This is a genomic window from Tenacibaculum profundicola (assembly GCF_057220795.1).
This window is the reverse complement of sequence record NZ_CM170137.1, coordinates 3,876,913-3,890,971: the sequence shown is the minus strand read 5'-3', so window position 1 is coordinate 3,890,971 and position 14,059 is coordinate 3,876,913. Positions and strand designations below refer to the sequence as shown.

Below are 14,059 nucleotides of genomic sequence, written 5' to 3'. Positions count from 1 at the left end.
TCCCTTTCTATTTCAATAAAAAAAGAAATCATAGCTACTGCTAGTATTGATTTTTCTATCTTATATAAAGAAAAAACACTCATTTTCTTTTACAGTAAATTCAAACAATAACTGGCATTACATCCGGAATGGTATAATATCAGAGATGGCATTTCTTTTTCGTTTGTATAAATTTTTGACATAAAAAACACCTTATAAAAGGGGCTTGTGATAAGTTCAATTATATGTTTTATCCATATGTGTACAACAGAGATATAACCTTAACTTATCGACATACCGTATAGTTAGCAAGACGTAGTTTTTTATATCAATATTTCTTTCTGTTTTTCCATGTGTACTTTTCTTTCATTGACAAATTCGATACTTCCAAATCTGAAAGCATTTTATCAATTTTTTCTCTATCACACCAAATTCCATTAACAAATACACCATTGATAGCTCTTGTATTTTTTATGTCTTCAAGAGGGTTCGCTTCTAATAAAATAAGGTCTGCATATTTATCTACTTCGATAGTTCCGACATTGTTCTCAATTTCTAACCATTGAGCAGGTAATCGTGTTGCGGAAATTAAAGCCTCTTCATTTGTTAAACCAGCTTCAACCAATAACTCTAACTCGTCGTGAAGTGAGAAACCGGTTACTATACCAGAAGTACCTGCATCAGTTCCAGCAAGCATAGGCACTCCGGCATTTTTAAAAGCCACGACTATTTCTTTATGAAATGTAATTATGCTGTCTAAATAATTGATAAATTTTGGACTTGCATCTTTATGATAATTGTTCGATGTTACCCATTTATCTTGTAAAAGTGGATGTACGTACTTTAACGTTTTCATTAATCGAATCGAATCGAGCGATTGAACTTGATCTCTTATCTTAACGATAGCTATCAAATTAGGGATTAACCAGGTATTATTTTCTTTTGCTAATTGGGCAAAATATTGAGCATCTTTTTTTGTCTTAGTTTGTTTTCTTATCTGTTTAGAAAACTCCTCTGCGTGGGCAACTAATCCAAAATGAGGAATAAAAGCTTCTTCTGTTTGCCCCTTAAAGGCATCTGGAATATGTCCGACTACTTTTAGTTCTTGTTTTTTAGCTTCATCTACAAGTGCTTTGAAAGACTCTATAGTTAAATGAGAATACGTTTTTATAAAATTGTACCCTTCTGCTTTTGCACTTCTAACAGCTTGTCGTGCATCTGCGGCTGTGTTAACGATTCTTCTACCATTATTGGATTCGCCTCCGTTTATAATCGGTGCTATTGCCATCCGAGGCCCTATGACTTTTCCTTTTGCAATTTCATTTCTTTGTCCAAAATGTTCAACTCGTCCTCCAAGTTCAAATATAGTTGTAACACCATTGGTTATATATGTTGTCATCACCTCTTGTGTATCCATAAAAAAAGTAGCACCTTGAGTAGGCGCGTTTTCTCTGAAGTTTAAATCTGCATTGGTGTGAACGTGCATATCAATGAGCCCTGGGATTAACCATTTTCCAGTTCCATCTATTGTTTTTCCATTCGTTGGAATGGTATCATTAATGGCTATAATCTTTTTGTTTTTAATGACAATAGTAGCATTTTCTATAACTTCATTTTTCAGTGTCATAGGTATTAAATTCACATTTTGAATTATATAAGTACTATTTCTATATTGCTTGTTTTCTGGTTGTGAACTGTTCTTTCTATTTTCTTTGCAGCTATAGATTATTGCTATAAAAGTCAATAGAATGATTACAAATTCTCTTTTCATAGTTCCTGTATTTAATAATTGTATTAAAGTACGCCTTACTCTCACTTGCTTGGTTCTTTATGCAAATTCCTATTGTTGGTTGTTTTTAATTTCTTTCTCACTCTTAGTAGGTTTACACATAGTTAAGTCTGGCATAACTCCGTTGTAAACCTTACTACTTTCGTTCTTATTTTATAACTCCTTTATTTTTTTCATTCGGTTCAATCAAGTCCCACATATTTCCATATAAATCTTCAAACACAGCAACCATTCCATATTCAAATTCGGTTGGAGGTCTTACAAAGTTTATCTTTCTATCACTCATTTTATTATAATCTCTCCAAAAATCATCTGTAAAAAGGAAAAAGCCAACTCTTCCTCCTGTTTGGTTTCCTATACTTTTATTTTGTTTGTCGTTAGCCGCTTTCGCAAGTAGCAAACAACATTCTTTTGCGCCAGGAGGCGCCACCATCACCCATCTCTTGTTTTTATCAATTATTGTATCTTCAAGAAGTGTGAAATCCAATTTTTTAGTATAAAATTCAATTGCCTCATCGTAATCTTTAACTACTAGAGCAATATGAGCTATTCGCTGATACATTAATTTTTCGTTCGTTTTAATTTAATACCATTTACTAATTAAAATTACCGTAATAAAACGTCCTTTTTTCGTTTTTACTTACTAGTAAATTAAATCATAAAACACACAATTACAACGCTTTGCATATAACCCCATTTCCGAATGACTTGTGAGAATATCATCCCGTAATTAACGATCATAGTTGCTATCTTTACTAGCCTATAAAAGTACGAATAATCCAAAAACAAAACCTGATGAACTAAAATTAAATATAAAGGAATTTGTTTTATGACTGCCTTTACCATCAGATTCTAGTGAAGTATAATCATAACCAAGAGCACCAAAATTGGCTTGAAGCACTCTATTTTTAGACAAACTATAATTAATGCCAGATCTCATTCCAATAAAAAATGATTTCGTTCTAGATTCCTTTTTCTATTGAAAATTTATCACGGTTATCTTCTCCAAAAAATAAACTTATAACTGAAATTGATAATAAGATAAACGACTATTTCACCTTAGTTAATTTTAACCCGAATTGCATAGTATAATTTATAATACAGTAAAGACAGCGGATAAATAATTCATCATAGACTGATTCATTTTGATGTAATACGATTTACAAATAAATATTTCGTATCCAGGTATTGAATTATTTTAAGTTAGTTTAAGGCATAAAACTTTAGCATAGCCAAGCTATAGTTAAGTTTTATAACGCAAAAATAGCCACAAAAGAAACAATAGATATGCGAAATATTTATTTGTAAATCGTATAATATGACTACAAAAATATATTCATCTTAAAATGAACGTTTTTTGCCTTTTTAGTCATATTCAAATGGGTTATTTTTTGAATTTATAGGCTGTTAGAAAAACAAAAGTAAGGTTGAACCTTACTAAAAGTAGGGCTCATACTTACCTGTTTTGGTTTTTAGTGACTTATTTTTACCAGACTTTACAAAGAAGTACGGCAAATACATTCTAGAGAGTTGTTTATCTGACCTTTTAAAGTTATTATTTCGATAAATTTTAAATATATAAATTGGGGATAGCTATATGGCAATTAATTCAAATAGGAATACTCTTTTTATAGATTTTATCCTAGTCAAAATTTATCAAAAAATTAAAAGTAAAGAGTAATATCATTTACCATTTGAATTGACCGTAATAATTACCATCAATAAATTAACATCAGCAATGGTGTTGTTCCTTTTGTGATTTGAAAACATTATGTGTTCCGTAATGAACAGCTCTGTTTTTCATAACACAAAAAAGTTTTTATCGGTTTATCTGTTATAAATCAAATAACTCCGATGACAAGTACCTATCCCCTCGATCGCAAACAATGGCTACAATAACACCTTTATCTATTTCTTTAGCTACTTGTAGTGCTACTTGCAAAGCCCCACCACTGCTCATACCTGCCATTATTCCCTCTTCTTTCGCCAGTCTGCGTGTCATTTCTGTAGCTTCGTCTTTACTTACCTCATAGGTTTTATCTACTTTATTTTTATCAAAAATTTTAGGTAGGTATTCAGGTGACCATCTTCTTATCCCTGGAATACTAGACCCTTCTTTAGGTTGCGCTCCTATAATTTGAATAGCTGGATTCTTTTCTTTTAAATAGGTAGAGACTCCCATTATTGTTCCAGTAGTGCCCATTGCCGACACAAAGTGCGTTACTTCTCCTTCCGTATCTTTCCATATTTCAGGACCGGTAGTTTTATAATGAGCCTTCCAATTATCATTATTTTCAAACTGGTTCAACATAAAATACCCTTTTTTATAACGAAGTTCCATTGCTTTATCACGTGACCCTTCAATTCCTTTACTTGCTGGTGTTAAAATGACTTCTGCTCCGTACGATTTCATTGTTTTGACACGTTCTTCTGTCGCATTCTCAGGCATAATCAAAACCATATTCACCCCTAACACTTTTGCCATCAAGGCTAAAGCTATCCCTGTATTTCCACTAGTTGCTTCAACCAGATAATCTCCAGGTCTTATATTTTTTCTTTTGATTGCGGCGGCAATCATGTTATAAGCAGCTCTATCTTTAACACTTCCTCCCGGATTGTTCCCCTCGAGTTTCAGCAATAATCGTACTCCTTTTTTATTTAATATTGATGATATTTCTATCAGCGGAGTATTCCCTATGCTATCAGTTATTGTCATAGTTTTCATTAGTTCCTTGTTTAAAGAAAATCATCTTGCATATGATTTCCTATGAGTTATTTTATTTTCAGATTCATACATAACAATAGATCCTTCTGAAACGGATTCAGTTACACACACATTGGCTCCAATAATAGTATCTCTGCCTATGACTACTCTCCCTCCAAGGATGGTTGCATTGGCATAAATCGTTACATTATTTTCTATGGTTGGGTGTCTTTTAGTGGATGCTAATTCTTTCTTTACTTGGATTCCACCTAGAGTAACTCCTTGATAGATTTTAACATTGTTCTTTATAACCGTAGTTTCTCCAATTACAATTCCCGTAGCATGATCTATAAAAAATGATTCTCCAATTATTGCACCTGGATGTATATCTGTTCCTGTCAATCCATGAGCGTACTCACTCATCATTCTAGGTAAAATAGGAATGTTCATTATATACAATGTATGACTTAACCTATGTACTGCGATTGCATGAAAACCAGGATATGCCAAATACACTTCTTTTAAGCTTTTACAAGCCGGATCAGCATTTTCAAATGCCCGTGCATCTAAATCTAGCATCGCTCTTGTAGCCTGAAAAGATTCTTGAAATAATTTCCAAACATTATTTCCTCCTTCCACATGTAGGTCCTTTAAAATATGAGAAAACCTCTCCCTTAGTTGCTTGTTATTTCCTTGACATGCATTGTTAAACAACGCATATAACAGGTGCTTTGTAAATAGCTCTACATCGTCTTTTAATGATAAATTGTAGCTTTTGAATTGCATTGTACTGTTCCCTGTTTTTTATAAATAATACCGTTTTAACTTTAAATTTCCTTCTACTACAGCGATGGTATAATCCCGATGATTTGAAACCTTTTAATGAATGAACCGAACTCAAAGGATACTTTCAAGATTCAGTCGATATCATTAACTTTCCGGTGCTAACTCAACTTCCAACCCCTCTAATTGGTGAGTGATTTGAATTTGACATCCTAAGCGACTGTTCTCCTGTACGTCAAATGCCTCAGCTAACATCGCGTCTTCATCATCAGACATATCAGGTAAGTCATGTTCCGAATTTACATAACACTGACATGAAGCACACATGGCCATGCCTCCACAAATACCAATCGTTCCTTCTGGGGCTAATTCATAAGAACGAACCACCTCCATCAAGTTCATTGCCATATCCGTAGGCGCTATAATTTCATGTAACACACCTTCACGGTCCGTTATTTTTATTGTAACATCTTGTTCCATTATTCAATTGCCTTTACTACAGCTTTAGGTGCTTCTTTTTTTGTACCATCAAACCCTTCAACACCACCTACCGTGGTGTATTTCATCACGTACTTTTTATCTGGGTGAATACGTTGGTACGCACTTTGACACATTAACGTTGCTTCATGGAACCCACATAGAATTAATTTTAATTTTCCTGGATATGTGTTGACATCTCCAATAGCATAAATTCCGGGGATATTTGTCTGGTAATCTAGCGCATTATTTACTTTGATCGCATTCTTCTCTATCGCTAAACCCCAATTAGCAATGGGACCTAGTTTGGGTGCTAATCCGAATAAGGGAATAAAATGATCGGCATCCACAATAAAAGGTTCTTTATTTTTTTGTTCTACCGCAACCCCTGTCACGTGATCTTCTCCTAAAATACCTTTAACCTCAGCAGGAGTTATTAGGGTAATTTTACCAATATTTTTTAATTCTTGAACTTTTTCAACAGAGTCTAAAGCACCACGAAATTCATTTCTTCTGTGAATTAAAGTAACCGATTTAGCTATATCCGCTAAATAAATAGACCAGTCTAGAGCAGAGTCTCCTCCACCAGCAATTACTATTTCTTTGTCGCGATATAATTCAGGTTCTTTTATCATGTATTCTACCCCGTGATCTTCAAATTTTACTATATTTTCAATTTGAGGTTTTCGTGGTTCAAAACTTCCCAAACCACCGGCAATCGCCACCACTGGTGCCTGATGTTTTGTTCCTTTATTGGTAATTACAACAAAGGTTCCGTCATCTTGTTTCTCAATAGTCTCAGCTCTTTCCCCTAGGGTAAACCCAGGTTCAAACTGTTTTATTTGCTCCATCAAATTCCTTGTTAGATCTCCCGCCAATATTTCAGGGTATGCTGGTATATCATAAATTGGTTTTTTAGGATATATTTCTGAGCATTGCCCCCCTGGTTGTGGTAAAGCATCAATAAGGTGACAACGTAATTTTAATAATCCTGCTTCAAATACGGTAAATAACCCTGTTGGTCCTGCTCCTATAATTAATATGTCTGTCTTTATCATTTTTTATAGTTTAACTAAACTTTCAGTTAGTTTATTCAATGTTTGTACTTTTTTCGCAAAGTTTCCTTTAATTGTTTGCCTGTAACTATGTAGGTTTTGAACTAATTGATTGATATCTTCTGGCACTACTTCTTCAAAAAATTGACGTAATCGCTTAGCCGTAGTTGGCGATTTTCCATTTGTAGAAATAGCCACTTTCACATTTCCTTTGGTTACGATACCTCCCATGAAAAAATCACAATATGGTGGGTTATCAGCTACATTTATCAATTTGCTCTGCTTTCTACAATCTTTATAAATTTCTCTATTTACTGCTGAGTTATCAGTCGTTGCAATGACCATATGCTTCCTCTTTAAATAGTCACTTTTATACACATCAGTAATCATGAGTACATTTGCTTTTTCAGCTTCTTTTATAGTTCCTTTTCTGAATAATGGAGACACCATAGTTACTTTTGCATTAGGACTAGATTTTAGTAAAAAAGCTAGCTTTTCTTCTGCCACATAACCGCCTCCAACAATTAAAATCTCCAGTTCTTTTACTTTTAAAAATACAGGGTACAGATTATTTCTTTCTTCCGTCATCATAAACTACTATTTCTGATATTAATTTATCGATCTTTTTATTTATTTGAATACTAATCTATAGCTAAAACACAAGCATCTGCTCTAGTAAATGATTGTGTACTTCTAACTAAATATCGGTATCACTTCTTTTTGTACTGCTTCTCTTTGTAACTCCAATAATTCATTGCGATGATTCACCACAGTTCCCAAAACGATTATGGCTGGATTACTTAATGATTTTTCATCAACAATTCGTTCTATTGTATTCACAGTTCCTATTCCCACCTTTTCTTCTGGTGTCGTTCCATTTTGGATAATCGCTACGGGTACATCATTTTTATTCTCCTTTTTAAATAATCCTATGATCTCTGATAATTTACCCATACCCATTAAAATTACTACGGTCGCAGTAGATTTTGCTGCTAGTGCTACATCATTAGATAGTACATGCTCTTTTGTCGTTCCTGTAATTACCCAAAAACTTTCTGAACTCCCTCTTTTGGTTAGAGGTATGTTTTGGTATGCTGGTACGGCAAAAGAAGATGAAATTCCTGGGACAACGGCTACTTCTAACCCCTGTTTGGCTGCATATTCCATTTCTTCAGCTCCTCTTCCAAAAATAAAAGGATCCCCTCCTTTTAAGCGTACAACATGACCATGAGAATGACCGCGAGCCACAATTAATTCATTTATTTGTTCTTGTTGATACCGATAACAACCTTTTCGTTTACCTACAAAAATCACCTCTGCCTCAGGCTGTATATAGGTTAAAAGTTCTGGAGCTACCAAAGCATCGTATAAAACAACATCCGCGCACTTTAACGTTTTTATAGCTTTCAGAGTGATTAACTCTACGTCACCTGGTCCGGCTCCTACCACTGTTAATTTAGGTTGCTTATTCATGTTCGTTTTTTTTAGTTTTCAACAATGACTTTTCTAAAAGCATCTATGGTTTTATAAAATGTTTTTGCTTCTTGAAGGTATTTCTCTGCAAACACTTCCGTGGGGTCGTTTCTATTTATTTGATGTACGAATTCTGAAAATGTCGTGGGTAGCACTATTTTGTTCGTGTTAATAAAGGCTTCATCAAAATTTTTAATAATTCCTGCTTGTGTATTTGTTTTTGCACCTTCTGAGGTTAATAATGCCTTTGCGGTATTTATGATGGCAGCGTATGCATAATAAATACTATCTGCCCATTGTTTTTCTTTGAAAGCCTCCTCTGCAGCGTTCAACTTTTCTTCACTTTCAAACAGTAAGGTTGCAATTAAGTCAATGACTACTCCTGCACATTCCCCTACTCCAATAGCCTTTACATAGTTTTTATCGTGCCCCCAATCAATGAAATCGTCTTCCTTTAAATTAGACGTATCAGATAAGTGCTTTAAAATACCATAAAAGTACGCCTTCCCCTTTGTATCATAATAGCTCAAAAAAGTATCCTTTTCCTCTTTATGAGTTTCGTAATCCTGTAATAAAGTTCGCAGCGCTTCTGGTCCTTTTTTACTCGGTATTTTCACTAACTTATCTGAGAACCGTCCTTGTCCGTTTCCTACAACTCCACCTCCAATTAATACCTGTAAAGCCGGCGCTAAAAGGTTTCCTACTTTAATAGACATCCCTTGAAACCCAATATGAGCCATATTGTGTTGTCCACAGGCATTCATACAACCACTAATTTTAATTGCTATTTCCTTATTGTGTATATATTGCGGATACTCAGTTTTTAGCACACGCTCTAACTCTGTGGCTATCCCTGTACTACTGGCTATTCCTAAATTACAGGTATCTGTTCCTGGGCAAGCTGTGATATCAACAGTACTGTTATACCCTAATTCTGTAAACCCAAGCTTTTCTAGCGCTGTGTAAAACAACGGTAAAAATTCTTCACGAACATGACGGATCAGTATGTTTTGACGTAACGTAAATCGCAATTCATTTGCGGCATATTTTTTTATTAAATCTGCCAGAAGCCTCGCTTTATCCGTATAAAAATCTCCCAAATGAACCTTTATCCCCACCGCATAAAGGCCTTCTTGTTTTTGTTGAATTACATTTGTTTTTTTCCAGTTTAGGTAAGATTCTTCGTCTTTAATTAGTACCGATGGCACCGTTGTTGTTTCGAATTTAATTTCTTGTTCAAATACTGATGCGTCAATGGGATATGACTGATATGCCAATGCTTTTCTTTCTTCGTTAACTAACGTCAAAAATCCATCTAACTTTATATCTTTAACTAAAAATTTCAGTCTTGCCTTTGCTCTTTTAGCACGCTCTCCATATCGATCAAATACTCGTAAAACCCCCTCTATTGTAGGAATCAACAAATCAGCTTCTAAAAACTCATACATTACATCTGCTTGGCGAGGTTGCGATCCAAGTCCACCAGCTAATAACACCTTAAACCCTTTTATTTGTTTGCCATTTACCACTTTGATTTTGGCGATAAATCCTAAATCATGCATAAAACTTAATGCCGTATCATCATCTGTTGAAGAGAATGATATTTTAAACTTTCTTCCCATTTCTTGACATACTGGATTACGCAAAAAGAATTCAAAGGTTGTATGTGCATATGGAGTCACGTCAAAAGGTTCTTTGGGGTCAATTCCTGCGGTTTCTGAAGCTGTCACATTACGAACGGCATTACCACATGCTTCACGTAAGGTAATATCATCTTTCTCTAACTGTGCCCATAACTCAGGAGTTCTATCTAAACTCACATGGTGAATCTGAATATCTTGACGAGTGGTAATATGTAAACGTCCTCGTGAGTACTCATCAGAAACATCTGCTATTCTATGCAATTGCTGGCTTGTAATTTTACCATAGGGCAACTTAATACGTATCATTTGCACACCAAACTGACGCTGACCGTATACTCCTCTGGCCAAACGCAAGCTTCTAAAACGCTCTTCGTCTATTTTTCCTTCTTTAAATAAACGTATTTTACGTTCTAATTCTAGAATATCTTTTTCTACAACTGGGTTTTCTATTTCTGATCTAAAACTTTGCATGATTTCTCCTAATTTGCTTTTAAAAGCATTAATACTAATTGTGCAAGAGCACCTGTTTTGCTAGTAACTCTTCTTCACTTTCTTCATGGTCATCATCTGGAATACAACAATCTACAGGACACACTGCTGCACATTGTGGTTCTTCATGAAATCCTTTACATTCTGTACACTTGTCCGGTACGATAAAATAATACTCGTCTGATATAGGTTCTTGAGATACATCTGCATCAATACTATGACCATTCGGTAACTCTAGCACTCCTTCAAGAGAAGTTCCCTCACTATACTTCCAATCATCAGCTCCTTCATAAATTGCTGTATTTGGGCATTCTGGTTCGCATGCTCCACAGTTTATACACTCGTCTGTTATTATAATTGCCATTGTGTCCTCTTTTTTAACCCGAATTATCCATTAGGAAATCTATGTTACCATGAAAAAACCTCAACTTCAAAAACTTCATTGTGTTTTTTCATTTTACCATAAATGCTATTAACAAGAAACTAATCGTTTTTTTACTCTTTTAAACCTTATTTCTAAGCTCCATGACATTATTCGGAATTCATTACTTTATAAAACCAATTCCTGCTGTATTATTTGTTTTTGGATTGATTAATATGAATACTCCATTCGCTTTGTTTTTCTGATAACTATCTACAAATAATGGTTTACTTACTTTTAGAGAAGCCTCTCCTATTTCGTTTAATGCTAATTGAGAAGGGTCTTCATCTTTTCCAGAAAAATCTGTATGTATTAATGATGTTATGCTGGTTATTTTAACCTGTGCATCATTGACACCATGTTTGATATGGTACTTTTGTGACACTTGCAAAGGAGTCTTATCCATCCAACAGATCGTCGCTTCAATCTGCTTACGTACTTGAGGTTCCTCTCCCTTTTTCACCAACATATCTCCTCTACTAATATCAACATCGTCTGCAAGCGTAAGACTGATAGAACTTCCTCTTTTCGCTTCTTGATAATTTTTATCGAAAAAATGAATACTTTTTATGGTAGAATTTCGAGTAGAAGGAAGAATCGTTACGTCATCTCCTACCGACAAATCTCCGCCATACAACTTACCTGCATAGCCTCTGAAATCGTGATACTCGGCGGTTTTAGGTCGTATTACATTTTGAATTGGAAAACGGACTTGTGAAATTTCTTGTACATCTTCTGACTCTAAGCTCTCTAAGTGACTTAGTAAGCTCTCTCCTTTATACCAAGTAATCCTCTCTGATTTTTTGACCACGTTATCTCCGTGTAATGCAGAGATGGGAATATATGTTATCTGTTGATTATGATACCCGCTCTTTTGCGCTAAATGTTCAATTTCTCCTTTAATTTGACGAAATTTTTCCTCAGAATAATTCACCAAATCCATTTTGTTTACGGCAATAACTATGTCTTTTACTCTTAATAAATTATTAATAAAGAAATGACGATATGTTTGTTCTACAACCCCGTTTCTTGCATCTACTAAAACTATTGACGCCTGCGAATTTGATGCGCCAGTAACCATGTTTCTAGTGTATTCAATATGACCTGGTGTATCAGCAATGATAAAACTAGTTTTGGACGTTGAAAAGTAAATATGGGCTACGTCAATAGTAATTCCTTGTTCACGTTCGGCCACTAAGCCATCCGTTGCTAATGAAAAGTCCAAGTAGTCAAAGCCACGTTGCTTACTTTTTTCTTCTATCGCTTGTAATTTATCTTCGGTTAGTGATTTCGTGTCGTATAAAATACGTCCTATTAAAGTACTCTTTCCATCATCTACACTTCCCGCTGTTGCTATTTTTAGTACGTTCATCTTCGTATATTGTTTTTACCATGAGTCTTATACCACCCAATGGTTTATTGTTTATGTGTATTCTTATCTAGAAATATCCCTGCTGCTTTCTCTTTTCCATGGCTGCTTCCGATCTCTTATCATCTATCCTTGCGCCTCTTTCTGATATAGTAGCTACCCTAATTTCATCTACAACCGTATCAATGTCAGTAGCTTTTGATAAAACTGCCGCTGTACAACTCATATCGCCAACGGTTCGAAAACGAACTGTTCTCTCTGTTACTTCTTCATCATCTTCTCGGTATACAACCTCGTCATTTACCGACCAAATAAGACCATCACGAATAAACGTTTCTCTTTTGTGTGCAAAATATATAGATGGAATTTCTATCTCTTCTTGTTGAATATATGACCAAACATCAAGCTCTGTCCAGTTAGAAATCGGAAAAACCCGTACATTCTGCCCTAAATCTATTCGTCCGTTTAACATATCAAACAACTCTGGTCGTTGATTTTTTTCGTCCCATTGGCCAAAATCATCTCTTACAGAAAAAATACGTTCTTTAGCTCTTGCTTTTTCTTCATCTCTTCGTGCTCCTCCGATGCAAGCATCAAAACCAAACTCTTCTATGGCATCTAATAAGGTTTCTGTTTGCAGCATATTTCTACTTGCATACTTTCCTGTTTCTTCTCTTACCTTACCTGCATCTATATTGTCTTGTACCTTACGTACAATTAATTCAACGCCTAACTCTTTTACCAACAGATCTCTGAATTCTATCGTTTCTATAAAATTATGCCCAGTATCAATATGCATTAACGGAAATGGAATTTTTGCTGGATAAAATGCTTTTTGAGCAAGTCGTACCAAGGTTATACTATCTTTCCCTCCCGAAAACAACAGTACTGGTTTCTCAAATTGTGAGACTACTTCTCTTAAAATATAGATAGCTTCGCTTTCTAGGGCACCCACTTTTATAATGTTCGTATTCATAATCATGTTTTTTAAATATGTAAACCACATTCTCTAGTACTTTCCACTTTTGTTGGATCGAAGTATTTATGTTCATTTGGCAAACCATATTCTTCCAAATACTCGTTTAATTCCTCATCTGACCAATGATAAAAAGGGCTTACTTTCAGTATTCCGTCTTTACTTCTTGACACAATATCTATGCTATTTCTAAAGGCAGTTTGCCCTTTACGCAGATTCGTAAACCAAACATCTGGCTGATGCTCATTCATCGCTCTTTTGAATGGTTCTAATTTTACCTGCTCTGTAAATACCGAATGACTAGGGTCATCAACTGTTGGTAAACCTAAGATTGAATTTCGGTGCGCCACGGTTTGTTTTGGAACATATAAATGCACATTTAGCTTCAGTTCATGAATCAATTGTTCCGCATGCTTATAGGTTTGTGTTGTATTGTAACCTGTATCGCACCAAATAACACTAATTTCCTTATCTGAGGAAGTTATCAAGTGTAAAATAGCACTCTCATAAGGTCTAAAATTAGTGGTAACTACAGGGTTACTGGCAATATCAAGCGCCCACATTACAATATCTTGTGGGCTTTTATTCTTTAACTTCTTATTTACTTCTTTTAAATCAATCATTTCTAAATTCATTTTTACCCCATTTTATATTGTTCCATGCTCTTTCGTGAAAAAAATACAACACCATTTTTGTAACCAACTCAATTGCGCCTATAGAAAAGGCTGTTCTTACTTGTCCTGTAATTACCCAAGAAATGAGAATTGTATCGATAGTACCAACTACCCTCCAACTTATAGATTTCGCAATGCTTCTAATTGGTTTTTCAGCATGCTTATCTATTTTATAATTTGTTTTATTTTCTAGTATCTGCTCTATAATCATTTTTAAAACACATTTA

At 34.7% G+C, this 14,059-nt stretch carries 14 protein-coding genes; all 14 read right to left on the bottom strand.

Annotated features, from left to right (window positions below):
- Positions 1-307 precede the first annotated feature (307 nt).
- The 14 genes from AC2TDS_RS15910 to AC2TDS_RS15845 all read right to left on the bottom strand — a co-directional run bounded on the left by AC2TDS_RS15910 (position 308) and on the right by AC2TDS_RS15845 (position 14,043).
- The gene (locus AC2TDS_RS15910) at positions 308-1,750 is read right to left on the bottom strand and encodes an amidohydrolase family protein (RefSeq protein WP_484736567.1); all 1,443 of its coding nucleotides are present in this window, start codon (positions 1,748-1,750) and stop codon (positions 308-310) included.
- Between the two features lie 166 nt (positions 1,751-1,916).
- Positions 1,917-2,330 carry a VOC family protein gene (locus AC2TDS_RS15905; RefSeq protein ID WP_484736566.1) on the bottom strand — a complete coding sequence of 138 codons (414 nt, stop codon included), beginning with the start codon at positions 2,328-2,330 and terminating at the stop codon, positions 1,917-1,919.
- A 1,272-nt stretch (positions 2,331-3,602) separates the two neighbouring features.
- The gene (gene cysM, locus AC2TDS_RS15900; protein ID WP_484736565.1) at positions 3,603-4,493 is read right to left on the bottom strand and encodes a cysteine synthase CysM; all 891 of its coding nucleotides are present in this window, start codon (positions 4,491-4,493) and stop codon (positions 3,603-3,605) included.
- Between the two features lie 21 nt (positions 4,494-4,514).
- The gene (gene epsC / locus AC2TDS_RS15895) at positions 4,515-5,258 is read right to left on the bottom strand and encodes a serine O-acetyltransferase EpsC (protein WP_484736564.1); all 744 of its coding nucleotides are present in this window, start codon (positions 5,256-5,258) and stop codon (positions 4,515-4,517) included.
- A 144-nt stretch (positions 5,259-5,402) separates the two neighbouring features.
- Positions 5,403-5,735, bottom strand: coding sequence for a 2Fe-2S iron-sulfur cluster-binding family protein (locus AC2TDS_RS15890; RefSeq protein ID WP_484736563.1), 333 nt, complete (start codon positions 5,733-5,735; stop codon positions 5,403-5,405).
- On the bottom strand, positions 5,735-6,790 hold the full coding sequence (locus tag AC2TDS_RS15885) for an NAD(P)/FAD-dependent oxidoreductase (RefSeq protein WP_484736562.1): 1,056 nt from the start codon (positions 6,788-6,790) through the stop codon (positions 5,735-5,737). Before AC2TDS_RS15885 ends, AC2TDS_RS15890 begins: the two co-directional genes overlap by 1 nt.
- Before the next feature lie 3 nt (positions 6,791-6,793).
- Positions 6,794-7,378, bottom strand: a complete 585-nt coding sequence (locus tag AC2TDS_RS15880) for a precorrin-2 dehydrogenase/sirohydrochlorin ferrochelatase family protein (protein WP_484736561.1) — start codon at positions 7,376-7,378, stop codon at positions 6,794-6,796.
- A gap of 102 nt (positions 7,379-7,480) precedes the next feature.
- Positions 7,481-8,260 carry a uroporphyrinogen-III C-methyltransferase gene (cobA, locus tag AC2TDS_RS15875; protein WP_484736560.1) on the bottom strand — a complete coding sequence of 260 codons (780 nt, stop codon included), beginning with the start codon at positions 8,258-8,260 and terminating at the stop codon, positions 7,481-7,483.
- 11 nt (positions 8,261-8,271) lie between these two features.
- Complete coding sequence (locus AC2TDS_RS15870; RefSeq protein WP_484736559.1) at positions 8,272-10,374, bottom strand: ferredoxin-like domain-containing protein; 2,103 nt, start codon at positions 10,372-10,374, stop codon at positions 8,272-8,274.
- Positions 10,375-10,408: 34 nt separating this feature from the next.
- A complete protein-coding gene (locus AC2TDS_RS15865; protein ID WP_484736558.1) occupies positions 10,409-10,756 on the bottom strand; it encodes a 4Fe-4S dicluster domain-containing protein in 348 nt (115 codons plus the stop codon).
- A 181-nt stretch (positions 10,757-10,937) separates the two neighbouring features.
- Positions 10,938-12,185, bottom strand: a complete 1,248-nt coding sequence (gene cysN / locus AC2TDS_RS15860) for a sulfate adenylyltransferase subunit CysN (RefSeq protein WP_484736557.1) — start codon at positions 12,183-12,185, stop codon at positions 10,938-10,940.
- A 67-nt stretch (positions 12,186-12,252) separates the two neighbouring features.
- Entirely contained in the window at positions 12,253-13,158 is a 906-nt protein-coding gene (gene cysD, locus AC2TDS_RS15855) for a sulfate adenylyltransferase subunit CysD (protein WP_484736556.1), read from the bottom strand.
- Between the two features lie 11 nt (positions 13,159-13,169).
- A complete protein-coding gene (locus AC2TDS_RS15850) occupies positions 13,170-13,793 on the bottom strand; it encodes a phosphoadenosine phosphosulfate reductase domain-containing protein (protein WP_484736555.1) in 624 nt (207 codons plus the stop codon).
- Positions 13,774-14,043 carry a DUF2061 domain-containing protein gene (locus AC2TDS_RS15845; protein ID WP_484736554.1) on the bottom strand — a complete coding sequence of 90 codons (270 nt, stop codon included), beginning with the start codon at positions 14,041-14,043 and terminating at the stop codon, positions 13,774-13,776. The genes AC2TDS_RS15850 and AC2TDS_RS15845 overlap by 20 nt, the downstream gene beginning before the upstream one ends.
- Between the last annotated feature and the right edge of the window lie 16 nt (positions 14,044-14,059).

Bases quoted from the DNA above. Each gene is read 5' to 3' on its own strand.
- cysD (WP_484736556.1), bottom strand. From the start codon at position 13,158: ATGAATACGAACATTATAAAAGTGGGTGCCCTAGAAAGCGAAGCTATC.
- AC2TDS_RS15885 (WP_484736562.1), bottom strand. From the start codon at position 6,790: ATGATAAAGACAGACATATTAATTATAGGAGCAGGACCAACAGGGTTA.
- AC2TDS_RS15880 (WP_484736561.1), bottom strand. From the start codon at position 7,378: ATGATGACGGAAGAAAGAAATAATCTGTACCCTGTATTTTTAAAAGTA.
- epsC (WP_484736564.1), bottom strand. From the start codon at position 5,258: ATGCAATTCAAAAGCTACAATTTATCATTAAAAGACGATGTAGAGCTA.
- AC2TDS_RS15890 (WP_484736563.1), bottom strand. From the start codon at position 5,735: ATGGAACAAGATGTTACAATAAAAATAACGGACCGTGAAGGTGTGTTA.
- AC2TDS_RS15910 (WP_484736567.1), bottom strand. From the start codon at position 1,750: ATGAAAAGAGAATTTGTAATCATTCTATTGACTTTTATAGCAATAATC.
- cysM (WP_484736565.1), bottom strand. From the start codon at position 4,493: ATGAAAACTATGACAATAACTGATAGCATAGGGAATACTCCGCTGATA.
- cysN (WP_484736557.1), bottom strand. From the start codon at position 12,185: ATGAACGTACTAAAAATAGCAACAGCGGGAAGTGTAGATGATGGAAAG.
- AC2TDS_RS15865 (WP_484736558.1), bottom strand. From the start codon at position 10,756: ATGGCAATTATAATAACAGACGAGTGTATAAACTGTGGAGCATGCGAA.
- AC2TDS_RS15850 (WP_484736555.1), bottom strand. From the start codon at position 13,793: ATGAATTTAGAAATGATTGATTTAAAAGAAGTAAATAAGAAGTTAAAG.
- cobA (WP_484736560.1), bottom strand. From the start codon at position 8,260: ATGAATAAGCAACCTAAATTAACAGTGGTAGGAGCCGGACCAGGTGAC.
- AC2TDS_RS15870 (WP_484736559.1), bottom strand. From the start codon at position 10,374: ATGCAAAGTTTTAGATCAGAAATAGAAAACCCAGTTGTAGAAAAAGAT.
- AC2TDS_RS15845 (WP_484736554.1), bottom strand. From the start codon at position 14,043: ATGATTATAGAGCAGATACTAGAAAATAAAACAAATTATAAAATAGAT.
- AC2TDS_RS15905 (WP_484736566.1), bottom strand. From the start codon at position 2,330: ATGTATCAGCGAATAGCTCATATTGCTCTAGTAGTTAAAGATTACGAT.